General features: G+C 44.3%; 23 protein-coding genes. 7 read left to right on the forward strand and 16 right to left on the reverse strand.

Translation table 11 applies throughout. The features are described 5' to 3' along the window. The first annotated feature begins 66 nt into the window (after nt 1-66). The gene (locus D0A37_RS22265; protein ID WP_242717617.1) at nt 67-1,212 is read left to right on the forward strand and encodes a hypothetical protein; all 1,146 of its coding nucleotides are present in this window, start codon (nt 67-69) and stop codon (nt 1,210-1,212) included. Between the two features lie 115 nt (nt 1,213-1,327). On the opposite strand, the gene D0A37_RS22270 is transcribed toward D0A37_RS22265, so the two are convergent. From D0A37_RS22270 to D0A37_RS22305, 8 genes are all read right to left on the reverse strand, one after another. Continuing rightward, a complete protein-coding gene (locus D0A37_RS22270; RefSeq protein ID WP_242715793.1) occupies nt 1,328-2,755 on the reverse strand; it encodes an IS4 family transposase in 1,428 nt (475 codons plus the stop codon). A 281-nt stretch (nt 2,756-3,036) separates the two neighbouring features. Beyond that, complete coding sequence (locus tag D0A37_RS22275; RefSeq protein ID WP_242717618.1) at nt 3,037-4,218, reverse strand: aspartate aminotransferase; 1,182 nt, start codon at nt 4,216-4,218, stop codon at nt 3,037-3,039. A 99-nt stretch (nt 4,219-4,317) separates the two neighbouring features. Continuing rightward, entirely contained in the window at nt 4,318-5,463 is a 1,146-nt protein-coding gene (locus D0A37_RS22280) for an iron-containing alcohol dehydrogenase family protein (protein WP_242717619.1), read from the reverse strand. A gap of 169 nt (nt 5,464-5,632) precedes the next feature. Then, nucleotides 5,633-5,962 carry a type II toxin-antitoxin system PemK/MazF family toxin gene (locus D0A37_RS22285; RefSeq protein ID WP_242717620.1) on the reverse strand — a complete coding sequence of 110 codons (330 nt, stop codon included), beginning with the start codon at nt 5,960-5,962 and terminating at the stop codon, nt 5,633-5,635. After that, nucleotides 5,949-6,356, reverse strand: coding sequence for a DUF2281 domain-containing protein (locus tag D0A37_RS22290; protein ID WP_242717621.1), 408 nt, complete (start codon nt 6,354-6,356; stop codon nt 5,949-5,951). Before D0A37_RS22290 ends, D0A37_RS22285 begins: the two co-directional genes overlap by 14 nt. Nucleotides 6,357-6,468: 112 nt before the next feature. After that, nucleotides 6,469-7,941: a WD40 repeat domain-containing protein gene (locus D0A37_RS22295; RefSeq protein ID WP_242717623.1), complete on the reverse strand. Its 1,473-nt coding sequence runs from the start codon at nt 7,939-7,941 to the stop codon at nt 6,469-6,471. Beyond that, nucleotides 7,874-8,829 (reverse strand): IS630 family transposase gene (locus tag D0A37_RS22300; protein ID WP_242715677.1). Its coding sequence is split into 2 segments (ribosomal slippage): nt 7,874-8,496 and nt 8,496-8,829, totalling 957 coding nucleotides; the frame shifts between segments, so codons are not numbered across the junction. The genes D0A37_RS22295 and D0A37_RS22300 overlap by 68 nt, the downstream gene beginning before the upstream one ends. Before the next feature lie 98 nt (nt 8,830-8,927). Next, complete coding sequence (locus D0A37_RS22305) at nt 8,928-9,707, reverse strand: hypothetical protein (RefSeq protein ID WP_242717625.1); 780 nt, start codon at nt 9,705-9,707, stop codon at nt 8,928-8,930. A 309-nt stretch (nt 9,708-10,016) separates the two neighbouring features. On the opposite strand from D0A37_RS22305, the gene D0A37_RS22310 reads away from it, so the two are divergent. After that, nucleotides 10,017-10,661 (forward strand): peptidase M15, encoded by a 645-nt coding sequence (locus D0A37_RS22310; RefSeq protein ID WP_242717627.1) that lies wholly within the window; start codon nt 10,017-10,019, stop codon nt 10,659-10,661. A 78-nt stretch (nt 10,662-10,739) separates the two neighbouring features. Here D0A37_RS22310 and D0A37_RS22315 read toward each other — a convergent pair whose 3' ends face one another. Together D0A37_RS22315 and D0A37_RS22320 are read right to left on the reverse strand one after the other, a co-directional pair. Continuing rightward, nucleotides 10,740-10,952, reverse strand: a complete 213-nt coding sequence (locus tag D0A37_RS22315) for a P-loop NTPase family protein (protein ID WP_242717629.1) — start codon at nt 10,950-10,952, stop codon at nt 10,740-10,742. 137 nt (nt 10,953-11,089) lie between these two features. Continuing rightward, nucleotides 11,090-11,395, reverse strand: a complete 306-nt coding sequence (locus D0A37_RS22320) for a hypothetical protein (protein WP_242717631.1) — start codon at nt 11,393-11,395, stop codon at nt 11,090-11,092. Nucleotides 11,396-11,842: 447 nt separating this feature from the next. On the opposite strand from D0A37_RS22320, the gene D0A37_RS22325 reads away from it, so the two are divergent. The 4 genes from D0A37_RS22325 to D0A37_RS22340 all read left to right on the forward strand — a co-directional run bounded on the left by D0A37_RS22325 (nt 11,843) and on the right by D0A37_RS22340 (nt 16,814). After that, nucleotides 11,843-13,267, forward strand: a complete 1,425-nt coding sequence (locus D0A37_RS22325; protein ID WP_242717633.1) for an aspartate ammonia-lyase — start codon at nt 11,843-11,845, stop codon at nt 13,265-13,267. A gap of 172 nt (nt 13,268-13,439) precedes the next feature. Next, nucleotides 13,440-13,766, forward strand: coding sequence for a hypothetical protein (locus D0A37_RS22330; protein WP_242717635.1), 327 nt, complete (start codon nt 13,440-13,442; stop codon nt 13,764-13,766). Nucleotides 13,767-13,891: 125 nt separating this feature from the next. Beyond that, nucleotides 13,892-14,851 (forward strand): Npun_F2552 family protein, encoded by a 960-nt coding sequence (locus D0A37_RS22335; RefSeq protein ID WP_242717637.1) that lies wholly within the window; start codon nt 13,892-13,894, stop codon nt 14,849-14,851. A 703-nt stretch (nt 14,852-15,554) separates the two neighbouring features. Continuing rightward, on the forward strand, nt 15,555-16,814 hold the full coding sequence (locus tag D0A37_RS22340) for a glycosyltransferase (RefSeq protein WP_242717639.1): 1,260 nt from the start codon (nt 15,555-15,557) through the stop codon (nt 16,812-16,814). Between the two features lie 36 nt (nt 16,815-16,850). Here the strand turns inward: D0A37_RS22340 and D0A37_RS29170 are convergent, their stop codons facing one another. Further along, complete coding sequence (locus D0A37_RS29170) at nt 16,851-16,979, reverse strand: hypothetical protein (RefSeq protein WP_278187102.1); 129 nt, start codon at nt 16,977-16,979, stop codon at nt 16,851-16,853. 25 nt (nt 16,980-17,004) lie between these two features. Beyond that, nucleotides 17,005-17,157: a hypothetical protein gene (locus tag D0A37_RS22345; RefSeq protein WP_242717641.1), complete on the reverse strand. Its 153-nt coding sequence runs from the start codon at nt 17,155-17,157 to the stop codon at nt 17,005-17,007. Nucleotides 17,158-17,574: 417 nt separating this feature from the next. Between D0A37_RS22345 and D0A37_RS22350 the strand changes: the two genes are divergently transcribed. After that, complete coding sequence (locus D0A37_RS22350) at nt 17,575-18,513, forward strand: class I SAM-dependent methyltransferase (RefSeq protein WP_242717643.1); 939 nt, start codon at nt 17,575-17,577, stop codon at nt 18,511-18,513. A 473-nt stretch (nt 18,514-18,986) separates the two neighbouring features. Here D0A37_RS22350 and D0A37_RS22355 read toward each other — a convergent pair whose 3' ends face one another. From D0A37_RS22355 to D0A37_RS22370, 4 genes are all read right to left on the reverse strand, one after another. Next, complete coding sequence (locus tag D0A37_RS22355) at nt 18,987-19,832, reverse strand: WecB/TagA/CpsF family glycosyltransferase (protein WP_242717645.1); 846 nt, start codon at nt 19,830-19,832, stop codon at nt 18,987-18,989. Between the two features lie 78 nt (nt 19,833-19,910). Then, nucleotides 19,911-20,993, reverse strand: a complete 1,083-nt coding sequence (locus D0A37_RS22360) for an NAD-dependent epimerase/dehydratase family protein (RefSeq protein WP_242717647.1) — start codon at nt 20,991-20,993, stop codon at nt 19,911-19,913. A gap of 59 nt (nt 20,994-21,052) precedes the next feature. Beyond that, nucleotides 21,053-22,282, reverse strand: coding sequence for a glycosyltransferase family 4 protein (locus D0A37_RS22365; protein ID WP_242717649.1), 1,230 nt, complete (start codon nt 22,280-22,282; stop codon nt 21,053-21,055). Between the two features lie 99 nt (nt 22,283-22,381). Continuing rightward, nucleotides 22,382-23,542, reverse strand: coding sequence for a glycosyltransferase family 4 protein (locus tag D0A37_RS22370; protein WP_242717651.1), 1,161 nt, complete (start codon nt 23,540-23,542; stop codon nt 22,382-22,384). Nucleotide 23,543: the final 1 nt, after the last annotated feature.

Raw genomic sequence — 23,543 nt, forward strand, 5'->3', positions numbered from 1 at the left:
ACTAATAACTAAGCCTGAAATCTAAAATCTAAAATCTAAAATCTAAAATTAAGTAGGTGGGCTTGCATGGCTGGAGGTATTTATCTCATTCAGGACGACGACAGGCTGGTAGAAATGATGGAACAGCCCTACGACTCGGAAGACCAGTTACAAGACTTGCTAGTAACTTATCCTAATTTGATCGCGGGAGACCAAATCGATCGCGCGACGGCGCGCAGGTGGCTGTTAATTTCGCGGGAAGCAGCAGTGGCCAGCGATGAGGAAACAGCGGTACAGTGGTCGCTGGATCATTTGTTTATCGACCAAAATGCTGTTCCTACTTTGGTGGATGTGCGGCGAACTCCGAATGCCGAACTGCGGCAAAAAGTTTTGGGTCAGTCGATCGACTATGCTGCTAATGCGTTGTTTTACTGGCCCATCGATTCAATTATTGCTCTGTTTGAAGCTAATTGTCGCGATCGGGGTCGCGATCCTGAACAGATTTTTGAAGAGTTTCTCGGTGCGGATGCTAATGAAGACCGATTTTGGCAGAAGGTTAAAACTAATTTGCAAGCGGGTAAAGTTCGCTTAGTGTTTGTAGCTGACGAGATTTCCGCTGAAATGCGCCGAGTTGTCGAATTTCTCAACGAACAAATGGACCCGGTTGAAGTTTTGGCCTTGGAAATTAAGCAGTATGTAAGTGAAGACGGTTTAAAAACGCTGGTTCCCAGAGTGATCGGTCAGACAGCCGAAGCACAGCAGAAAAAATCCAGCGCAACGCGCGAAAGAAGGCGCTGGGATGAATCTTCATTTTTTGCAGAAATCCAAGCTAGACGAGGCGCGGACGAGGCGCATATGGCAAAAGCAATTTACCTGTGGGCGAAAAGTCAAGAACCCGAAGTTCAAATCCAGTGGGGAACGGGGGACGCCTACGGCGGTTTCGCCGCTCAATTGCCTCAAAAGGGCAGAAAACCCTATCAGTTATTCACTGTAGATATTGCTGGCAGAATGGAGATTTCTGCTGATAATTATGGTTCCCAGCCGCCTTTTAATGTGGAACAAAATTGGCTGGAATTGAGAAGTAAGCTAAGTTCGATCGGTCTGTCGCTACCTACAGAACCGGGCGAGAGAAGGTCGCCGAGTCTGCCTTTGTTTACTTTGCAAGACGAATCGGATCTCAAGCAAGTTCTAGAAACTTTTGACTGGGTGATTAAACAAATTAAAACCTTATAGTCAGTTGTCAGTTGTCAGTTGATAATTGGTTATTATCACCAACAAATAACCAATAATACCAATTTAATGTGAAGTTGCACATATCTCGATCCCCCTCTAAATCCCCCTTAAGAAGCTATGCCTTACTCACATCTTTCTTAACAAAATCAGGCTTGACATCCGGGGGGGAATGGGTGGAAACTAATTTCCATGTACCAGCAATGTCATGCAAACGTTGCCAGCCTCGCCACAGGGTCTTGACACCCGGTTCACCATCACATGAACGTCCTAAAAATCCACCTAATTTTGCAATCCAACGAATGCAATTACTTAAAGTTGGGGGTGATTCACTAGGGATAGGAGTCCCATGAATTGTGCAGTAAAGTGCTTGCCATTCATGGGTTTCGAGAATGGTGTCCCCTCCCAGCTCAGGATGATGACGAGATTCGTAAATCATCCACAATAACCGCCATGCCACAATTGTGTAGGTTGAGATTGCCCGTTCGATGCGCTCGGCAGTTTCTAATTGTAGCTGTTCTAAACCGCATCCACTTTTAAGAACGTAATGATAGCGTTCGATTAACCAACGGTAACTGTACCAGCGTAAGCACTGGACAAGATCAGAGAAACCATTAATGGGCAAGGTGGTCAATAACAACCAGCTTACAGGCTTCTCTGTGGTCGGTGGGTTGTTTTCACTAGCCAGAATCACTTGCACTGTCAGCGGCTGTAAATTTTGGTGGTGAGGGTGGCTTTGAGGAGGTAGAATTTCGACTGTTGTAGCCTGCAGGTTCAGAGTCGCTTTACGAGCTTCTCGCTGCGGATTAGCTCGCAATTCCAAGTCCAGTTGTCCGGCGATCGGTACTTTGGCGATCGCACCTTGTAGTCGCTCTACTTCTTTTGTACCATCAGAGTTCTTGACTTGACGGTTGTGATAGGCGCGAATTAACAACTGAGAATTCTCAGGTCTTTCAGTCGCTAAAAAGTCATAGATGTCGGCTTCGCGATCGGCTACCGTTAGTACAGTAATTGATTCTGGCATCACCTTCTGGGTCGCATCAAGAGCTGTTAACCAACGTTGGCTTTCTTTGTCTTTGGTTTCGGTTTGATTTCTGGAATGCTTCTTACCAATAGTCGCAGGATCTCGCGCCCATACTTGTTGGTGCAACACTCCTAATGGTACTCCATTGGCAGAGCTACAAAATACTGAGTGAACTTTCAGACCCCGACTGGTGGCACTATCCAAGTGTCCCATTCCTTTCTTGCTGGGATGGTGGGTGAAATTCAGTTCTGTGGTGTCCTGAATCGCCAGAACCATTGGGTGTACTTTGATTCGTTCGATGGTACTTCTTTGGTGGGCTTGGCGAATCGCATCTGACGAGACTCGTGGAGATGACCAAAAGTCATAAGCCCCTTGGGTGGCTGCCCAATCCCCTGATGCTTGTGGCACAGTGGCATGGGGCTGTGAGGCTAAGTCTGAGACAATTCGCACCAGTCTTTTCTGGCGACGCCGATCGCCTAAACAAGCAAATTGTAGTTCTGCTACTGCCCATTCTGCCGTCATAGTTCCTCACTCGCCTCTGATACCGTAATTTCAGGCTTACTTGATTCGGTTCCTGGTTGTCAATCCTACTCCAAGGGAGCGAGCGCCCGGAGGTCGCTCCGGCTTGAGCCGGAGCGCCTTTGTTAAGAAAGATGTGAGTAAGGCATAGCTTAAGAAGGGGGACTTTGAGCGGAATCTTGTCCCCCCCTTATTAAGGGGGGCTAGGGGGGATCTGATTCTATGCAGCCTCATAAAAAATTGGTATAACAACTAACCAATAACTACTGACTAATGACTATTGACTAATATCGAATATTAGCTTGTTTCATGCGCCGCAAGGCTTCTCCCAGTCGATCGCAATCTGCAATTAAACTAATTCTCACATATCCTTCGCCGCCTGGGCCAAAAGCATTGCCAGGAGTCACCACAACACCCGTTTGCTGCAAAACATTCAGGGCAAAATCAGTAGAACTCATGCCGCGAGTGCAGGGAACCCAAAGATACATTGCAGCCAGAGGTTTAGGAATATTCCACCCTAATTCTGCCAATCCTTCCACCATGAAATCCCGGCGAGTCCTGTAACGATTCTGCACTTCGTGCAAGTAACTATCGGGCAATTGCAGTGCTGTTTCGGCTGCTGTTTGCAAAGCCGAAAATATACCGTAATCTAGGTTAGTTTTTAATGTCCGCAAACCTTGAATAATTTTGCTATTTCCTACTACAAAACCGACGCGCCAGCCGGCCATATTGTAGGTTTTTGACATCGTGTGAAATTCGACGCCGATTTCTTTACCGCCGGGAATTTCTAATAAACTTGTCGGTTGATAGCCGTCAAAGGCTAATTCCGCATAACACAAATCGTGAACCAGCAAGATTTGATGTTTGTGTGCGAAAGCCACAATATCTTTGTAAAATTCGCGGGGTGCAGTTGCTCCAGTCGGATTACTGGGATAATTAAAGTAGAGTATTTTGGCTTGTTCGGCTACGCTGTCGGGAATGTCGGCTAAGTCAATTACCCAGTCATTTTCGGGTTTGAGGAGGATGTTGTGAACTTTTGCACCGGCGATAATTGGGCCGCGAAATAATACGGGATAAGCAGGACTGGGTACTAATATTAAGTCCCCTGGATTGATATAGGCGATCGCAAAATGTGCTAAACCTTCTTTAGAACCCAACAAAGGCAATGCTTCGCTTTCTGGATCGAGTTCAACATTGTAGCGGCGGCTGTACCATTTAGTAATAGTACGGCGAAAACTGGCAGTTCCTTCAAAGGGTGGATAGCCGTGATTTGCAGAATTTTGGATGGCTGCGACAGCGGCTTCTACTACTGGTTGAGGAGTGGCACCGTCGGGGTTTCCCATTCCTAAGTCTATTAAATCGAGTCCTTGTTCGCGGGCGCGGGCTTTGAGTTCGTCGAGACGGGCAAATACGTAGGGCGGTAGTTTTTGCAACCTGTCAGCAGGGGTAATCCAATCCAAGGTCATTTATTTTTTGTCAGTTGTCAGTTTTCCTGGTTTGTAGTAAGGACTTTCGTCCTTGCTAGCACAGCCTTTTCAGGACTTTAGTCCTTACTACAAACTGTTTTAATTCTTAATCTTTAATTCTCCCACAGGTGCGGTGGTAGAAACCATCGCTGCCATTAATTGTTGGGGAACAACTTTAAAAGGCAGTCGGTGGATGTCGGAATTGGGATTGCAGGCGATATCGGCGGCGCGCTGCAATTCTGTGATGGTAATGTCTCCGAGTCCGAGGTTGTCTAAAGTTTGAGGCAATCCAATCTCGCTGTAGAATTTTAGCAGTTGCTGTCTGGCGCTAGCGGCGAGTTGATTGTTTTGCAGCATTTCTTCTAGTCGCAGTTGTACTAAAATGCCGTAGGCAACTTTTTCGCCGTGCAATGTGCCGTGACTTGCTAATAGATGAGTTAGGCCGTTGTGGACGGCGTGGGCGGCGACGGTGCGACATTGGGCGCCGCCAATTCCGCCGATTACTCCTGCTAGCAATACGGCTGCATCTGTGACTTCTTGCCAGGTTTCGCTACCGGGTTCTTTGAGGGCGGTGGCTGATTTTTGGAATAATATATCGCGCAGTATTCTAGCTTGTTGAACGGCGGAAATGATCAGGGTTTGTTCGGAGTGTCCGCTGCTGACTGATGCTTCGTACCATTTGGCGATCGCATCTCCAATTCCTGCTACTAATGTCCGCTGTGGTGCGGTTTGAATTAAGCCGTAGTCGAGTATTAATAAGTCGGGACATCTGGCTAATGTGACATCGTATTGGAATGCACCTTGTTCTGAATAAATGTTAGAAAGGGCTGTCCAAGCGGCACAGGTGGCGGCTGATGTGGGTATGGTGACGATCGGGATTTTGCACTGATGGGCGAGGAGTTTGGCTGCGTCTAAGGCTTTGCCGCCGCCGACACCGATGATGAAATCGGCTTGATGGGTTTGGGCTGCTGCGCGGAGGGTTTCGAGGCTGGTTTCGCTGCAATCCTTGCCGTATGCTGTTTCGGCGGATTTTAACTGCTGCTGTTCGAGGATTGGTTGCAGGTAGGGTTGGGCGGCGGCGAGGGAGTTACTGCCGCCGACGATTAGCGGCCGCTTTCCGAAACGGGCGATCGCATCTCCGGCTTGTGCGATGGCCGATAGACCTCGCAATACACAGGCGGGAGCAATTGTCAACGAATAAATTGCAGTTGGGGTGGCGGTTTTAGTGCTTTGGGTTTGAGTCATCGAACCACTGGATAAGTGACGAGAAGGTTGACGCTTTGCAGGATTGCTGGATTTTCTAGGATAACTCTAATCTATGCGAAATGGTAAGTTTTATAAACTTTTTATTAAGTATTGTTGGGCTGTTGGGGGATGGGAGGGCCCAGTTGAGCGGCGGGCGATCGAACTATCATTAGAATTGAGGCTTAACGTACAAATCCCAGACTCGTTTCACTTCTGCTACATCCGGTTGAGAAAATTGCCCGATTTTCGCTAGCAACAAAGACTTTTCCAAACAATCTAATCTAGACAAACGCACTGTTGAAGCAACGCGCAAACCGCTGACAGACCAATCATTAAGAAATACATCAGTTTGGCTGCGGGGTTTTGCAGAGGTGACGACTGCTGCTACCACATCCTCGCCATCCAACCACAGTAAAAGTATGGGGCGTTTTTTAGAGCCTGCGCCGCTTGTAAAGGGAATATTTGCTACCCAAAAATCACCAGGCTCAATAGTCGTCATAAAGTCCTTCGTCTTCGGGTGCGTAACCTTTCAAAAAAGCGTCGTGGCTGCGAGTAGTAGCTGGGTCAATTAAATACTCCTCGCCATCGAGTACCGAAAACTCGCTTAATTCAGGATATGTCAAAAAATCTTCGGCTGTAGCAGGTATAAATGCTGCTAGTATTTTATGGCGTTCTGCTATTGGCAGGGTAGCAATTTCTCTAAGTGATAGCTTGAGAGTAGGTTCGGTTATTGACGAACTGTTAGACTCACAACTTTCGCTGGATAACTGCTGTTTCTGTTCCGCTTTTTGCACGAGGAATTGTGCAAAGTCGAGCAATTCTTGTTGTTTCTCCCTTGGCAACTGTCGCAGATTATCTAACACTGCTTGCTCAAAATTAATTGTTTCTGACATTTGAATTACCTTTCTTAAGTGTTTATCGGTTGATTTCTCACGCAGTCAAGTTTTGTAGGGCCATACTTGCAAATAGCACAGAGCATAATTTTCATCTTTCCCTGTTAGTAGTTCACTCATCACGCCGCCAAATTTTGATAGTCCCATCACAACTGCCACTAACTAGAGTGTTTCCATCTGGGTTAAAGGTGACAGAAATAACCCAGTGCCCATGTCGAGCAAGAGTACAAATTTCCTGTCCAATTTTCAGATTCCACAATTTGATAGTATTATCCATGCTGCCACTTGCAATAGTTTCTCCATCCGGGCTAAAAGCCACAGAATTAATACACTTTGAATGACCAGGAAAAGTAAAAGTTTCCCGTCCAGTTTTCAGATTCCACAGTTTGAGTTTTCCGTCATCACTGCCACTCACAATGGTTTCTCCATTCGGGCTGAAAGCAACAGAAGTAATGCAATCTGAATGCCCTGTGAGAGTGCAAAGTTCCCGTCCATTTTTTATGTTCCACAGTTTGATATCCTCATCACTACCACTCGCAATAATTTCTCCATCCGGGCTGAAAGCCACAGAGTTGACACCCTTTGAATGCCCATTAAAAGTAAGAATTTTCCGTCCAGTTTCCAGATTCCACAGTTTAATTTTTTCATCGTCACTGCCACTTGCAATAGTTTCTCGATCCGGGCTGAAAGCCACAGAGCTTACACCCTTTAAATGTCCATTAAAAGTAAGAATTTCCCGTCCAGTTTTCACATCCCACAGTTTAATTCTTTCATCATCACTGCCACTTGCCATAGTTTCTCCATTCGGGCTAAAAACAACAGAAATAACGCTGTCTGAATGCCCAGTAAAAGTAAGAATTTCCCATCCCTTTTGCAGATTCCATAGTTTGACTTTTCGGTCATAACTGCCACTCGCAATAGTTTCTCCATCCGGGCTGATGGCAACAGAAGTAACGCAAGCTGAATGTCCCTTGAGAGTGCGTACACATCTCCATTTCTGCTCTTTAATCCTGAATACCTTTGCTGCTTCTGCTTCAGCCAATTTTTTCAACTCTTGTTCATACACTTCTCGCTGCCTCAATCCTTCTAAAGCTTGTAGTTCAGCATCAGCTAGCTTTTTTAACTCCTCTTCATACACTTCTCGCTGTCGCCTATGAATATCCTGAAGAATATCAAAATAAGGTTTCACCCACTCTTCTGCTAATCCATATTCAGCCAATTCATCCTTTAAATTAAATAACAAAGGTTCATAGCTAGGGTCAATATTGATATAATACAAATCTGCTAAAAATCCCGCCAGTAACTTGTGAATCGCTACAATCAACTGCCGAATGATGCGGAGGGCTTTTTTCTCACTTACTCCCGATGCTAAAAGTGCATCTTTCGCCTCTTCCCAGTCAAAAACTTTGGTAGAAAACAGGGAGACTTCCTGATTATTCAGGAATCCCCAAAACCCGACGCGGAAAGTTACCGCATAGTCGCTGATATCGCTATATAAAATTGTAGTATAGCATTTCTTACAAAGGTGAGGTACAATAACAGCAGTGAGTAAACCAATTCCAAATATTTGCTGATGTAACTTCACTAAATGCAAACTCTATGGCTTTTGCTAACTCTTTATAATTAGGTGTCTTGATAGAACGGAGAATATTTTTAAGTTTTGACCATAAATTTTCAATTGGGGAGAAATCCGGCGAATAGGGCGACAAGTATATTAATTTAGCCCCTTTTTTTTGGATGGCTTTTTCTACTTCTTCTCCGGTATGAATAGTACAATTATCCATGACTACACAAGCACCTTTCCATAACTTTGGCACTAATTTTCGGATAATAAAAGCCTCAAATGTAATTGCATCAGTTGTACCTATTAAATTAACTGATGTTAGGACTTCTTTGACCGATATAGCTCCAATTATTGAGACATTTCTTCCGCGTTTATTCGGTTTTGATCCCTTGGCTCTTGAACCTTTTAGAGATCGAGCATATAACCTAACCATTGCCAAGTTTACTCCACATTCATCAATGAATATTAAGTCTTTGAAACAAACTTCTCTAATTTTTTGCCAGAACTCGTATCGCAGGTTCTGAACCCTGTCAGTGCCTTTGTCTGACGGGAAAAGAGTTTTTTTTTCAAAGTCATGTTTAAGAGTTTTGCCATTCTTCCCATCGTTGCTACGCTGATGGTAAAACCAATTTTTTGGTACAGTAAATAACGGAGTTCTTCGAGAGTTGCATCATTGTTTGCTTCAATCAATTCCGCTAAAATTAGCAGTTGTTCTGCATTCAGTTTTAATTTGACTCCACATCGCTCAGTGCGAGGAGCAATGTTTTGGGTGTCACGATACTGTTTAACCAATTTTTGGACAAAACTTAGGGCTACACAAAAACGGTTAGCTATTGCTCTTTGTGACAGCGGTTCATTATGGTACACATCCATAATTTTTTGTCTAAAATCAATCGAATAAGTTTTCATTTTTACTAATGCGTGATCCTTGCTAAAATTTGAGATAGTTGTCATTCTAGTGACTGCTGCGGGTCGAGGGACTACTGCTCGAAGATCGCCCTATTTAATTAGAGCTGTATAACATTTTGAAGTTCTATATTTTTCACTCCGTTTAAGTCAGTTATATTATACCTCATCTTTCTAAGAAATGCTATAGGAACCGGAGATAAAATTCGCTGTAAGCGTTCCACATCAATATCACCAATCGACTCAGTGAAATAGTCGCTATAAAACTTAACTGGGCGTAAGACATCCTGTTGAGGATAATGCTGTCTGAGAAAATCTCCCACACTTCTCATCTCAATGGGCAAATCTTCACAGAAGGTTTCCGGGCATCGCTTGCTAATTTTGGGCGGTGATAGTAAGATTAAGAGGCGATGTTGCTGCTGAAGTAAAATCTGCTTAGTTTCCTCTCGATTCAACTTAGAAAACCAAGTATCTTTATCCCAAATCGTTTGAATTTCCGCCAGCTTGATCTGAATATCCTTTGCTTGCAATTCCCGCATCAAATCCCGCTGCAAGGCTGCCAGCTTCAGTCTGTCTTCCTGTTCCTGTGCCTGCAACTCAAGGCGGCGTGCTGTTTGTGCTAATGTCAGGTTTAACAATTCGTTATCTCTGGCATCTTTCGCTTTGGCGTATTCGAGCAGTTCTTGGGAATAACTCTGTTTTGCTTGCTCTATCTCAGTCGAATCGGAGGATATCTGATTGGGATCGGGAATCAGAAATTCTACCCATTCTTGAGATTTATTGCCGAGGGTTTCTCCTAGTTTGTGGCCGATATTGCTGGCAATGAGTGAGAGCACTTCCGAGATGTAGGGAGCGATAGCGCGGATGGCGTTTGCGAACATAAATGTGGTTGAAGATACGGTTATTAATAGTGTAGCAGGATGTTAGAGAGTATAATTCGGATGGTTGCCAGATGTTCTGCACTTGTTGATTTTTAAATTTAATTTCATCATTGATACTCCTGGACGCAGAAACCAGGTTTTTTACGGACATACTGCATAACAATATTTTTAGACTTTATCATGTATTGTACCGCAGATGCGGTACAATTATCAGTTAGCTGGCTTCGCTTTGGGCTGAAACAATGCTTCTAAATTATCTGTCAGTGTTTAACATTAAGCTATTCACCTCTAATTGCTGTAGTTCATTTTATGAGAAAGCCACAAACTGTTAAAGCTTTGGAAGATCTAGGACGGGTTCAACTCTCTAAGAGTTTTTTCATGCGTGAGTTTCTTTATTCAGAAATCTCTCAAATTGAAGGTATCCCTAACATTCCTAGCGATCCTGACTTGGCGATCGCAGCAGGAAAGAATTTGTGTGAGAGGGTGCTTGAACCAATTCAAGATGCGCTTGGTCGGATTAGTATCCGCTCAGCCTATCGTTCTTGTGCGGTGAACGCCAAAGGAGCAGAGAATAAAAATCAGTACAACTGTGCCAGTAATGAGTCCAACTATGCAGAACATATCTGGGACGTAAAAGATTCAGATGGGTATATGGGAGCAACAGTATGTATTATTGTTACATCATTCATCCCTTACTATGAACGCACTCACGATTGGACAGCATTGGCATGGTGGATACATGACCACATTGATGCTTATGCAGAAATGACCTTTTTCCCAAACTATGCAGCGTTCAACATTCGGTGGAGCGAGAATCCTAATGTTTCAAAAGTAATTTATAGCTACGTAAAAAACCCGCACACTGGTAAGAAGAGCGGGTATCTGACAAAGGAGGGGATGGATAATTTCTCAGGTTTGCATGAGCAGTTTTACCAAGAATTTATCGATCGCTGACTAAACATCTTTTTGAACTTCTATGCGATAGTTGTAGCCCTGTTCGGTGAGGAATAGTTGGCGGTGTCGGGCAAAATCTTACTCGCAAGTTTGTAGCGAGACTAATGTATAAAAACTCGCAGTATGTCTGTCAGATTTCGGGCGTAGAATTCGTCCGAGGCGCTGCGCTTCTTCTTGGCGAGAACCATACTTTCCCGATACTTGAATTAACACATCGGCATCGGGTAAATCGACGGCAAAATTGCCCACGCGAAACAGAACGTAGAGTGCGTCGCTACCAACAATCTCCAAGCAGCTTGAATATCTCGTGGCGACGCACTCTACAATTAGTCGATCGAAACTGACAGAGTGTAACTGGCGCCTCCTCGTTCTGTACCGACGACTATCTGATATTTACCTGTCTGGGGCAATTCTCCAGACCAGCTTTTTTATCCTTCAGCTACGGCGTTTGTATCCGGTTCGACAACCTTAAAAACAGCATTTCCCTCAACTGATTGGAGCTCAACATTCATGGTTTGACCTTCTTTGGCGTTAATCAGATAAATCATGACTTCGCCACGCGCTACTCCTCCTGTTACTTCCGCTGAACTAGCACCGCGCTTAAACTGAATCTCCTGCTGGCGCTGACTCATTAAAATCGCCGGTTTTTCCGGGATGGCTGCGGTGGGAACAATGCTGGATATAGCCTTTACTGAAGCCGGAAAAATCGCAGAGGCACTTAAGCCGATTATCAAAATATTTAGCGGGTGTTTGAAAGTTTTTGCTGGTTTGTTCGTGGGAGTTTAACACTATGAGTGAAATGGATTTACTTGTATGATTATAGCTGACTCGCCTTGTGTGCGTGCGCTCGCCCTTGCCGATCGACTAATTTTAGCTTTTGCAAACTGTCAATCGATTTTAGATTTTAGATTTTAGATTGAAGCCTAAGATGTGGGATAATTTTGTACGATCGGGACTTACGCATTACTGTAAAGTTGCCGGCGCGCGCGGAAAAGTAAGATCGCCCGTCAGCCGTGTTACCAAAAAAATTGCCAGTCCAGGACCCACAAAAACCTTCAGAAACCGGGTTTCTTGACCAAAAACTACGCTTTCAAACAGATTCCCCGACAAGAAACCCGGTTTTTGACCAACTGTGCGTAAGTTCTGTTTGCACAATTCCTAATTATCACAAACCAGACAATATGACTCAAAAGCCAACCACAACCTATCGCACTGAAAGCGACTCGATGGGAGACAAACAAATCCCATCTAATGTCTACTACGGCATCCAAACCCTGCGCGCAGTTGAAAATTTCCCGATTAGCGGCATTAAGCCTTTATCAACATACGTTGATGCTTGTGTTTTAATTAAGAAAGCAACGGCGATCGCCAATGGTGAACTCGGCTGCATTCCCCAAGACATCAGTCAAGCAATTCTCCAAGCAGCAGATGAAATCCTAGCGGGCAAATTGCGCGATCAATTTGTAGTTGATGTCTACCAAGCCGGCGCCGGAACTTCTCACCACATGAATGTTAATGAAGTTCTTTCAAATCGCGCTTTAGAAATTATGGGCGACGAAAAAGGCAACTACAAGCGCGTCAGTCCTAATGATCATGTAAACTACGGTCAATCGACAAATGATGTGATTCCGACTGCGATTCGGATCGGCGGATTATTGGCGTTAGAAAAGACTCTTTTTCCGGCTTTGTCGGAGGCCGTAGTCGCCTTAGAAAACAAAGCAGAAGAATTCAAAGATATTGTTAAATCTGGCCGCACTCATATGCAAGATGCTGTGCCGGTTCGACTGGGCGACACCTTCGGGGCTTGGGCGCAAATTCTCAGAGAACATACCTTGAGAATTGACAGGGCATCCGATGATTTGACATCCCTGGGATTGGGGGGAAGTGCGGCAGGAACAGGCTTAAATACTCACCCTGAATACTGTCAAAAAGTTGCTGAAATTCTCTCAGAATTAATCGACCACCCCCTGAAACCAGCAAAGCATTTAATGGCTGCTATGCAGAGTATGGCACCGTTTGTAAATGTCTCCGGTGCACTGCGAAATCTCGCTCAGGATTGCGTTAAAATGTCCCACGACTTGCGTTTGATGGACTCAGGGCCGAAAACGGGTTTGAAAGAAATTCAACTGCCTCCTGTGCAACCCGGTTCGTCAATTATGCCGGGAAAATACAACCCTGTGATGGCAGAAATGACATCGATGGTTTGTTTTCAAGTTATGGGTTACGATAGCGCGATCGCCCTGGCAGCCCAAGCGGGACAATTAGAATTAAACGTGATGATGCCCCTGATTGCCTACAATCTCATTCACAGCATCGAAATTTTGGGCAATACCATCAGCGCTTTGACTACACAATGCCTCGCCAAAATTGAAGCTAAGGGCGATCGGTGTCTCGCTTATGCTGAAGGTAGTCTCGCCCTCGTTACCGCCCTCAACACTCACATCGGCTATCTCAACGCCGCCGCTGTCGCCAAAGCATCCCTAGAAACTGGCAAATCTCTGCGGCAAATTGTGTTAGAACAGGGTTTAATGAGTGCAGAAGAGTTGGCAAAAGTTCTAGATTTAGAGAAAATGAGTGCGATGCCGACATCTTCTGCTAACGTTTAGGATCTCGCAGGTATCAGCTAGAAACTAGAAGGCTGAACTCGATTTAATTCTGCCTTCTGCCTTCTGAGTTCTGCCTAACGGCTGTCACAGGTTAAAGTTAAACAATTCAGGATTCAATTTTTTTAGATTTAATTCTGGATTTTTTATAGTCTAAAGTTTGGGAGCAAGATTTATGCGCGCAAGTTCTTTTGCAAAATTAACTCAAGATAAAGAGAACACAACTCAAGTGACATTTCATTATGTGGAAGGTCACGCAGAAACGTTTACTATTCCGATGCCTGCACATGAATTCCAAGAGGAAGTGCTGAATTTGTTAAATCAACCTTGGTTGACTTTCCATTTAGCCGATCAAACGGTTTTTATCTGTACTGCCCGGGTAGTAAAAGTAGAAGTAAAACCTGCTATCCCGGCACTTCAAGGTCAAGGAATATTCTCTAACTCGCTGCGAGTTAGTACCATGCAGCGGGCTGCCGTTGGCAGATTGCCGATGGATACTTAGGGTTCATTTGTATTGAGATTATTTTTGGTAACGCACGCGCGAACCACGCTAAGCAGGGTGTTCCGCGCGTGCGTTATATTTAGATTATTCCCGAGCGATAACCAATTACCAATTAATTCGTAATTATGTCTGCTGTTAGTTTAATTCAGGCCAATTCATACGATCGCCAAATCTTGCAAACATCTTTAGAAAGTTTGCTGGCACCCTTGGGCGGAATCTCGGCTTTTGTCAAATCGGGCGATCGGGTTTTACTCAAACCCAATCTCCTGACCGGTTCTCGCCCTACAAAAGAATGTGTCACCCGCCCGGAATTGGTTTACTGTGTGGCCAAAATGGTGATCGAAGCGGGAGGAAAACCGTTTTTAGGCGATAGTCCGGCTTTTGGCAGCGCAATGGGTGTAGCCAAAGCCAACGGTTATTTGCCGCTGTTGGAAGAACTGAATTTGCCAGTAGTTGAGTTTCAAGGAAAAAGCTACGAAACTGTCAGCAAAGATTTCAATCATCTGCGAATTTGCAAAGAAGCAATGGAAGCGGATGTAGTGATTAATTTGCCAAAACTCAAATCTCACGTTCAATTAACTGTCACAATGGGCGTAAAAAATTTATTCGGCTGCGTGCCTGGTAAAATGAAGGCTTGGTGGCACATGGAAGCTGGCAAAGATAGCGCCAGATTCGGTGAAATGCTTGTAGAAACTGCCCGGGCAATTAACCCAAATTTGACGATTTTGGATGGAATTATCGGCCACGAAGGTAACGGGCCAAGCGGCGGCGAACCTAAGTTTTTGGGAATTTTGGCCGCGTCTGATGATGTGTTTGCTTTGGACAGAACTTTAGTGGAAATTATTAATGCTGATCCGGCGGCGGTTCCCACTGTAGCTGCAGCGATGAGATTGGGACTGTGCTCGAATTTAGAGGATCTTGATTTTCCGCTTTTGCAGCCGGAAAATCTCAAGGTTTTGGATTGGAAGTTGCCGGAAAGCATGATGCCGATCGACTTTGGTATGCCCCGCGTGGTGAAGTCGACCTTTAAGCACCTTTATATCCGGTTTATTAAAGAAAAGTTCAGCATCAAGGCTTCGCATTAGCGAAGAGAGAAGGGATAAAATTTCTTTTTTTTATTCCTTCTGCTTCGCCTTGAATTGTAAAGAAATATTATTATGTTACAACATATCTATTTATGTAAACTTTTACTAAATTTGTTAGAACTCTATGATTTCAGTAGGTATGCCGGATTAAACCGCATACCGTAACAGTATGTAAACAGGTTTAAGTCAGCCAGTAGAGATCATTTGGAGACTTTGCCCTCGTTTACCTATGGGCGTTTTTTCGCGCCGATTTACTTAAAGCATGGGTCTCGCCGTATTCGCAACTCGCGCTCATTCTTCCTAGGTAGAACCAGTTAGAGGTTTTTACTTAAGTATAAATACTTATAAGAGCCCTTGTTTTAACCAAATTCAGCCTAAAATTGCGCTCTTCTTTATATTTGACCGCTCCATTATAAAGATTGAGTAAAGCTCGGAAAAGGTTATTGACACTTATACGGAGATCGCAGATGATTGCGAAATATCAAACAGACCCCACCTTAAATAATAAAGGTCTAATCCAATTGCGGACTCCATCTTAAGTATGAGATATCTCCGCAACAGAGTCTGAAATGCTTCTCGTATCAGGCGGGGAAATTTAAATTCGGTCGATGTCGGTTATATCGATCAACAGCCCTTGCCAATTACACCAAAGATTCACTACCGCATCAACAGTAAAAACTTAAAATCAGGGAGCACCTAACCTATGCTTACTAACAACAATCTGACAATCGTACAGCCACTAAAAGCCAAGTTTTTGCCAAACAGTGAAGTTTTACTGACCCGGAAGTTAATAGAAGCAGTTGGTGAGTTAGCCACCTATTGGTCTGGTTCAATTACTGTGATGATGGAAGAAACGAAAGAAGACAACGACCAGATGGATGCAAAAATATTCAAACTTGATGAATTGCCATTCAAACTGGAAATAATTTCTTTTGATCAAATCACCCCAGCTTTACTACATCAGCATCAGAGTGCGCTGGTATTGGCAGCCCCGGAATACAGACAGAACCATATCAGTCAAGTGTGTAAAATAGCGGGAGTACCGTGTATTTACGTTTCCGAATACAGTCTGAAAACTCGCAAACAGATCGTGAATGTGAGTACGAGCAATCCCTTGATCCGCTTGCGGAGAATCATCTGGACCTACAGTCAGGAATATAAGCAGCGCAAGGCGATCGCAATGGCAGAGGGATTGCAGTGCAACGGCACTCCTACCTACCAAGAGTACAAGCATCTCAATCGCAATCCACAGTTTTTCTTTGACACGCGGATTAGAGAGGATATGTTAGCAACAGAAGCTAACATTGAAGGGCGCACTAAAAACCGCTCTCAAGATATGCCTCTGCGGCTAGTATTCTCAGGTCGCCTAATTAAGATGAAAGGAGCCGATCATTTACTTGAGGTCGCTAGAGAACTCAAACAACTGAAGGTGAAATTTGAAATGTTCATCAGCGGTATTGGTGAATTAGAAGAGATGATGCACCAGCAAATAGCTGCCCATCAACTTAATGATTGTGTAAAAATGCTCGGAGTGCCTGACTTTAAAACAAAGTTTTTCCCCTTTGTGAAGAACAATATTGATTTGTTTGTTTGCTGTCATCGGCAGGGCGATCCTTCTTGTACTTACATAGAAACTATGGCGGGTGGCGTGCCGATTGTTGGATATGCTAACGAAGCATTCCAGGGAATTGCAGAAATGTCACAGACAGGATGGGTTGTGCCAATGAATCAGCCTAAACAGATGGCGAAGAAAATTGCAGAACTTAGCCACAACCGGGAAGAAATTAAATCGATGTCGTTCAAGTCGCTGAAGTTTGCTCAACAGCACACATTTGAGAAGACTTTTCAAGCTCGCGTCAAACATATGCAGGCTATTGCCTACTCAAGACGGCCTATTCAAGTCCCCGAAACTCAAGTATCCGATGCTCCAGATATGGTTTTGGCGTACAGTCAACAGTCTTAAGAATCCTTCTGCCTATGATGATTGAGACAGGTTTCATTAAGGTAGCCACGGAAATCGGAGGTCTGGTAAAGGCAAGGGTTGAGCTGAGCGATCGCCATTAGAATTAGATGTCTTTTTCAAACTTAATAGCACTAAACTCGACTGGGCGATCGCACTTCTTTCCATAGGTTCTCAAGTCTCCTTTAACGGGTTACATTTTCTGGGCAACTACCAAATCCCACAGCAACTCTAAATCCTTGAGCGACCAACTCATTTTCCTTCCCACCGGAACTGGCAAAACTAACAGTGGTTTGAGTTTAAATTTTGTTAAATCAACGGCTTCATTATTTAGGTATATGCACAACTGCTTTTATTAGTATCATAGCCTAGAAACCTACCCTGTTGATAACTGAATATATCCTTGAATTATTGCTGAGTTATTGACAATATAAAAAATTACTCACACCCAGCTAGTGGAAGGTGTAGTTTTTTCTCAAAGTAGTTTTTTCTCAAAACTGATAGAGTAAGTTAAATGCGTTAGCTTAAATTCGATGTTACCTGAAAATTACGCCTTAGCAATTGTATTCCCAAAACTTCATAAGTTTTAGGCATTCATCTGCTGTGTTTAGTATCCCGCAATTATCACTGACGCATAATGTCCCAGATTGATCTAACCTGATTGGTTATTAGTACGTCCAGTACCTAAGTAAGGAAAACTAAAATGCAGCAAAGTCCAACGTGCTTAAGCCCTACCGTCGTCTGTCCGATATCGGGACAGAGTATGAAACCGTGGCTATTCATACCCGGTGATTGGCGCAGACCTGGCCACAATGAGTCATTTCAATTGTACTGGTGTGAAAAGTCACAACTTGGATGCATTGATCCTCTACCCGAACTCAACAAAATCGCCAGCTTCTACGACATCGATGAGTATTATACTCATCATATAGACTTTACAGGCTTCGTATCTGCCTCTTCTATTTCCTTCTTCGATAAATTGCGTACCCATCTAGCTTGGCGTTTCGATCGCGGAGTAGATGTCACAAGTAAATGGTGGAAGCAACAGTTCGGGACTGCTTCCTCCTCGATCTTAGAAATTGGTTGTGCCAACGGGCACCTGCTGCAGGAACTGCAAGCAGATGGTCACAAAGTCTGGGGCGTAGAACCCGATCGACAAGCTTTGGTTTTGGCCCAGCAGCGAGGCCTTAACGTATTTTATGGTACTGCTGAATCTTTGCCCCCGGAAGCCAAGTCTAGACAGTACGACATAATTGTGATGAACCACGTACTCGAACATACCAGAGATCCTTTACTTGCACTCCGCAATGCCATGCAGTTGCTCGTGGATGGCGGCAAATTGGTGATGGAAGTACCAAATAACTCTTGTATTGGACTGAAGTCATCAGGGATTGCATGGATGCATCTAGATGTACCAAGGCATTTGTATTTCTTCACACCGCAGAGCTTGCGCGCTATCTGTGAAAAAGTAGGATTTGAGATAATTTCTACCCAGTTTAATGGCTACTATCGCCAATTTGACAACACTTGGATCACTGATGAAAGAAAAATTTTCACTGTGTTCGATTCAATGGACTCTCATCAGATAGTAAAGCCCAAAGAAAACAGTAAAGTCCAAGCTTGGAAGCTACTGCTGAAAACAATTTTGGCTGCTGATGAAAACAAGTACGATTCGATCCGGATTGTGGTACAAAAGCCCTAGCAATATCGAGGTAAGAGCAATAAACTTTTGACTTGATTATCAAGTTTAGCTACACACTCACCATGCTTTTGCGATCCCTCCGATCATCGCCCATGCCAGGAGTACAGTCCAACGAAATTCGACTATTGACGCAGTAACCCACCTGACTCGATCGAGACTGACGCACAAAATTTGTATGTAAGGTGTGCAGTCGGCAGCTTACCACATAGATAATGTAAAAATTGTTTTCTGGGGTAATATCGTTTCCGGTGGCATCGGAATAATATATTTGGATCATGTCAGTGGGAGCTTAAGAGCTCGCTACCCAAATCGCGAGCTCTTAAGCTCCCACTCTAATTCGGATGCCACCGGATTTGATATAAATTTTCTTGAATATGCGATCGCAGTTGCACCCCAAAAGGATTAGTTACGATGTGTTTCCTTTTTTACTTTTTTCTGGTGAGCACCCATAATTCACAAGAAACTTTTAAATTTCAACCATATAATACTTCTTCTACAGGCTGAGTGGCGTCTGTGGGGTCGAAGTGTTTAATTTTCAAAGCTTGTAGCAAAAACAGCCAGATATAAAGCGGATTCAAAAAAACATACCGCTGCCAAAGGCGCTTAGGTTCCTTAATCATCCGAAACAGCCATTCCAAACCTATTTTAGATAAAAAGTCAGGAGATTTAGCCAAATTACCCGCATGAAAATCGTAAGCAGCACCTACAGCAATCAGTGGCATTGATAAGTCGTCCCGGTATTCGTAAGCCCAGACTTCTTGTCGCGGACACCCCAAACCGACAAAAGTAATTGCTGCACCGCTGTTGCGAATTTGCTGGGCAATTTCTTGTTTCTCTTGGGGCGAAACTTGCCTAAATTTAGAAGGCTGAGTTCCAGCAATAATTAATTTGGGAAAACGCTGGCAGAGATTGCGAGATAAAGCTTCCAGTACAGAAGCTTGAGAGCCGTACAAATAGATAGGTAATCCTTCTTCTGCCGCACGTTCGCAGATTTGTAACATCGCATTCGGTCCGCAAACTCGATCGGGCAATTCCGTATGGTATAGCCAATTTAACGCCCACCTGACCGGCTGTCCGTCTGGCAATACTAAGTCAATGTGATTAATCCGATAACGATGAGTGCTGTCGAGAACCCCAGTCATTACCCCGTGAACCGCTAGAGCAGAAACTGACATTGGTTTTCCGGCGCTGGCTGCCGCAATAATTTTGCTAACAGCAGCTTCATAATTAACGGCATTTACTAATATGCCGAGTACATTCTTTTTCCCTTTATCAATCATGGAACACCTCTTTAAGTCAACGCTCGCAGTTACAGTCATAAATCTCCCCTAAGATTTGTTTAATCTTGTATTCTTCAATCGTTTACCGAAATTCCCAGCACATTCTTTTTACCCCGCTCAATCATTGGAATCCTCTTTCAGCCAACGCTCGCGGTTACAGTCATAAATCTCCTGTAAGATTTGTTTAACGTTATATTTCATTTTCCAGTTGGGGTAGTGACTGGAAAATTTGGAATTGTCGCTAATCCACCAAATGTGATCGCCAATGCGATTCCCTTCAGCATAAGTCCAATTAAATTTGCGTTCTGCAATTGCCTCGCACATCTGGATCGCTTCTAACATCGAACAATTGCTGTACCTGCCTCCTCCTGTATTATAAACTTGGGCACTTCGGGGAGCTTTATAAAATTCATAAAATGCCGAAATTAAATCTGCGCTATGAATGTTATCGCGAACTTGCTTGCCTTTGTAGCCAAACACGGTGTAAGGAGTTCCCGTGACAGCACACTTCATCAAGTAGGCGAGGAAGCCGTGCAATTGAGCTCCCGAGTGATTTGGCCCCGTCAAACAGCCACCGCGAAAACAAGCGGTGTTCATATTAAAATATCGACCGTATTCTTGAACTAAAACGTCAGCAGCTACCTTAGAAGCACCAAACAAACTGTGCAGGCACTGGTCGATTGACATATCTTCCCGAATGCCACCATCGTAAGTATGCCCGGGTTCAATTTCCCACCTGTGTTCTAATTCAATTAAAGGCAGACTGTTAGGCGTATCGCCGTATACTTTGTTTGTAGAAGTGAAAATAAAAACAGCTTTGGGACAGTACAGACGACTTACTTCTAGAAGATTGAGAGTGCCGTTGGCATTGACGGTAAAGTCTATTTTCGGAGCACGGGAAGCCCAATCATGGCTGGGCTGGGCTGCTGTGTGAATTACTAATTCGATCGACTCGCCGTACCGCTGAAAGATATTGGTAATCGCTTCATAGTCGCGAATGTCCACATCTAAGTGATAATACTTGGTACCCAAGGACTTTTCGAGCAGTTGGCGGTTCCAGTTTGTAGAACCATCAGCACCAAAAAAGAACTGGCGCATATTATTGTCGATGCCAACTATATCTAAGCCTTGTTTGGCAAAGAACTGACACGCCTCAGAGCCAATTAAACCCGCCGAGCCAGTAATGATTGCAACGCCCACGTTTCACCGCCTGAAAAAATATAGTTTTCTTTGTTTTGCCCGATCGCACAAATCAGAAGTTATCCTGATTTTCCATCGAATACATCTTCGCACAATTGGGCAAAGAATAGACCTTTAACATCCCAATCATAGATTTCCCTGACGCGCGTTTGACCCGATCGACCCAAGCGATCTCGCAATTCACGATCTTGGGCTAAACACACTATAGCTTCTGCTAGACCTTGCACAGCGCTATCGGGGTCCGTAGCAGCCACTTTAATCCCCGTTTGCTCCGTCACTTGAGTAGCCGGTCCCCCCAAATCCAAACAAATCGTCGGACGGCCAACGCCCATCATTTCCGTGCACACAAAACCGCCAGAGTCATGCAAACTCGGATGGAGGAGAACGTGAGACTCCCCCATTTTAGAAAGAGTTTCAGTGCGAGATAAAGTTCCCCAAAAAAATACTTTATTTGCCAGTCCCAATTCTGTGGCCAAAGCTTCCAAACGCTGTCTTTCCGGGCCGTCTCCGATAATCCAGTATTCCGATTGTTCCAGCTTCGCCTCCGCAAATGCACGGAGTCCTAAGTGCACCCCTTTCCAGTGTAAGAGACGACCGACACTGATGAATCTAATTGGTTGCTCCGGCGGGGTAGGAAATTTCTCTAGTTCTTGAATTTCCTGCTGCGATAAACCGACTTGCGAGAAAATCTTCACGTTTTTTGCTTTGAGAAATCGCAGTCGGGCAGCGGTTTCTTCCGTAGTTGCCAGTGCCACGGCACTGCGGCGCGCCGTCAGGCCCACAAACGGATCGCGTTCTCCTACGCTTTGAGCTAATGCTCGGAGCGTTTCGTAAATTTTGCCCCGGCGACTAAAATCTTGCCAAAAAGGCTTTGGTGCTGCTTCGGCCCCACCCACCGGCCCCCAAATAAAAGGATGCGGCAACAGCGCTAGGAAACTGGGAGACCAATGTTTGACGTAAGTTACGTGATGTACTACGTCAAAACCAATTTCGCGATCGAGCTTCCGAGCGATAAAATAAGCCCAGATTTGCCACAAATAGTAGTGAAGTTGCAGCAATCCTTGTTTCCCCTTCCAATCTTCGCTCCACCCAAACGGATCAAAATAAACAAAGTGCAGGTTGGGCACTGGGTTCCGCTCTAGTTCTGCTTCAATGTACGATCGACAAAACGTGCGAGTAAATACCCAACTTTCGTGATGTTTAGCCGATTGGATAACAGTATTCCATCCTACTCCCTCTTCGGAACCCAGATTCGGTTCGCAAGCAAACGCAGATAATAAAACTTTCATGGCTAAGTAGTAATTGCTAAGTGGTAATTGCTAATTTTTCCCTCTTCCCTCTTCCATCCCTCCGTTAAATCCTTTAAAAAATCCGTTGCCCAACTTGCTTCACTTATTCTCCATCAAAAAAGATGTAACTTCGACGTAAGCTTTAGCTGCTGTTTCTGGCGTTTTTTGAGAAATTATCTGTCGTGAACGCTCTCCCATCGAATGAATCAAATCAGGATTATCTAGAAAAATTTGCATTTTATCCGCTAACTCTTTAGCACTGCTAGGATCGAAAATATAACCGTTCTCACCTGACATAATTAACTCACAGGAAGCTGCACCATTTGAACACAACACTGGTTTTCCGAACACCATCGCTTCCGGTACAACCATACCCCAGACATCCTCAAAAGTAGGAAACACAAAAATATCAGCTTGCTGAAAATAAGCACCTAAATTTCCATATTCTACCCATCCCGCCCACGTTACTTGCTCTTCAAAATCGCACTCTTTAATAAATGCTTCCAGTTCTTCGCGCTGATCTCCCTTGCCAATAATCAACAGCGAATAATCCACATAACCTTGATTTTTAAGAATAGCACAAGCTTCTAAAAGCGTTTTAATTCCCTTTCTCGCGGTGATGCGCCCTACATACAGAAAAATCGGGCGTTTTAACTGCAAATTGGAAGGCTGAGTCTGATCCAATCGTTTCAGCAAAGCTCCCGCATCAGGTACGAGATAGGTTCGGGTAAAAACTTTATCCTCCGGTACGTCGAGAACTTCTATCAGATATTTTTTCCCCGCATTGCTATTGGCAACAAAAGCATCGGCAAACCGCACCAGGATGCGGCGCACAAACGTCCTAAAACTGGAATCTCGAAAGTCTGTATTTGGGGAACTACCATCGTAAATAATCGCAATTTTCCACCGCAGTAGCGGTTTTAAAAACGCAACAATTACAGTCCACAAAGAGAAAGCTTGGGGAAACACCACATGAGGTCTAAATTTTAGCAAATAGCCGATAATACTAGGCGATACTACAATGAATCCGCGATCGTATCCTGTTTCTATCTTTTCCGTCTCGACAAATTTAGTCTCCCCTACCAACTGAATTGCCGATGCTCCCGGCAGGGTCGGATCGAACCCAGACCACACACGACCAGTATAAAATACAGTATTCTTAAAAATTGTCGTAAATTCCCTCAAAACAGGCTGCCAGTAAGCACCCAGTTCCACTTCCGGGACAAGCCAAGCAATGCGGAGTTCATTTCTATCAACCATC

This window comes from Microcoleus vaginatus HSN003 (assembly GCF_022701255.1).
Taxonomy (GTDB): domain Bacteria; phylum Cyanobacteriota; class Cyanobacteriia; order Cyanobacteriales; family Microcoleaceae; genus Microcoleus; species Microcoleus vaginatus_B.

Excerpts from the sequence above, each read along its gene's own strand:
- D0A37_RS22310 (WP_242717627.1), top strand. The coding sequence starts at position 10,017 with ATGAGAAAGCCACAAACTGTTAAAGCTTTGGAAGATCTAGGACGGGTT.
- D0A37_RS22335 (WP_242717637.1), top strand. The coding sequence starts at position 13,892 with ATGTCTGCTGTTAGTTTAATTCAGGCCAATTCATACGATCGCCAAATC.
- D0A37_RS22275 (WP_242717618.1), bottom strand. The coding sequence starts at position 4,218 with ATGACCTTGGATTGGATTACCCCTGCTGACAGGTTGCAAAAACTACCG.
- D0A37_RS22265 (WP_242717617.1), top strand. The coding sequence starts at position 67 with ATGGCTGGAGGTATTTATCTCATTCAGGACGACGACAGGCTGGTAGAA.
- D0A37_RS22355 (WP_242717645.1), bottom strand. The coding sequence starts at position 19,832 with ATGACTGTAACTGCGAGCGTTGACTTAAAGAGGTGTTCCATGATTGAT.
- D0A37_RS22365 (WP_242717649.1), bottom strand. The coding sequence starts at position 22,282 with ATGAAAGTTTTATTATCTGCGTTTGCTTGCGAACCGAATCTGGGTTCC.
- D0A37_RS22370 (WP_242717651.1), bottom strand. The coding sequence starts at position 23,542 with ATGGTTGATAGAAATGAACTCCGCATTGCTTGGCTTGTCCCGGAAGTG.
- D0A37_RS22270 (WP_242715793.1), bottom strand. The coding sequence starts at position 2,755 with ATGACGGCAGAATGGGCAGTAGCAGAACTACAATTTGCTTGTTTAGGC.
- D0A37_RS22305 (WP_242717625.1), bottom strand. The coding sequence starts at position 9,707 with ATGTTCGCAAACGCCATCCGCGCTATCGCTCCCTACATCTCGGAAGTG.
- D0A37_RS22290 (WP_242717621.1), bottom strand. The coding sequence starts at position 6,356 with ATGTCAGAAACAATTAATTTTGAGCAAGCAGTGTTAGATAATCTGCGA.
- D0A37_RS22285 (WP_242717620.1), bottom strand. The coding sequence starts at position 5,962 with ATGACGACTATTGAGCCTGGTGATTTTTGGGTAGCAAATATTCCCTTT.
- D0A37_RS22330 (WP_242717635.1), top strand. The coding sequence starts at position 13,440 with ATGCGCGCAAGTTCTTTTGCAAAATTAACTCAAGATAAAGAGAACACA.
- D0A37_RS29170 (WP_278187102.1), bottom strand. The coding sequence starts at position 16,979 with ATGGAAAGAAGTGCGATCGCCCAGTCGAGTTTAGTGCTATTAAGTTTG.
- D0A37_RS22350 (WP_242717643.1), top strand. The coding sequence starts at position 17,575 with ATGAAACCGTGGCTATTCATACCCGGTGATTGGCGCAGACCTGGCCAC.
- D0A37_RS22280 (WP_242717619.1), bottom strand. The coding sequence starts at position 5,463 with ATGACTCAAACCCAAAGCACTAAAACCGCCACCCCAACTGCAATTTAT.
- D0A37_RS22325 (WP_242717633.1), top strand. The coding sequence starts at position 11,843 with ATGACTCAAAAGCCAACCACAACCTATCGCACTGAAAGCGACTCGATG.
- D0A37_RS22340 (WP_242717639.1), top strand. The coding sequence starts at position 15,555 with ATGCTTACTAACAACAATCTGACAATCGTACAGCCACTAAAAGCCAAG.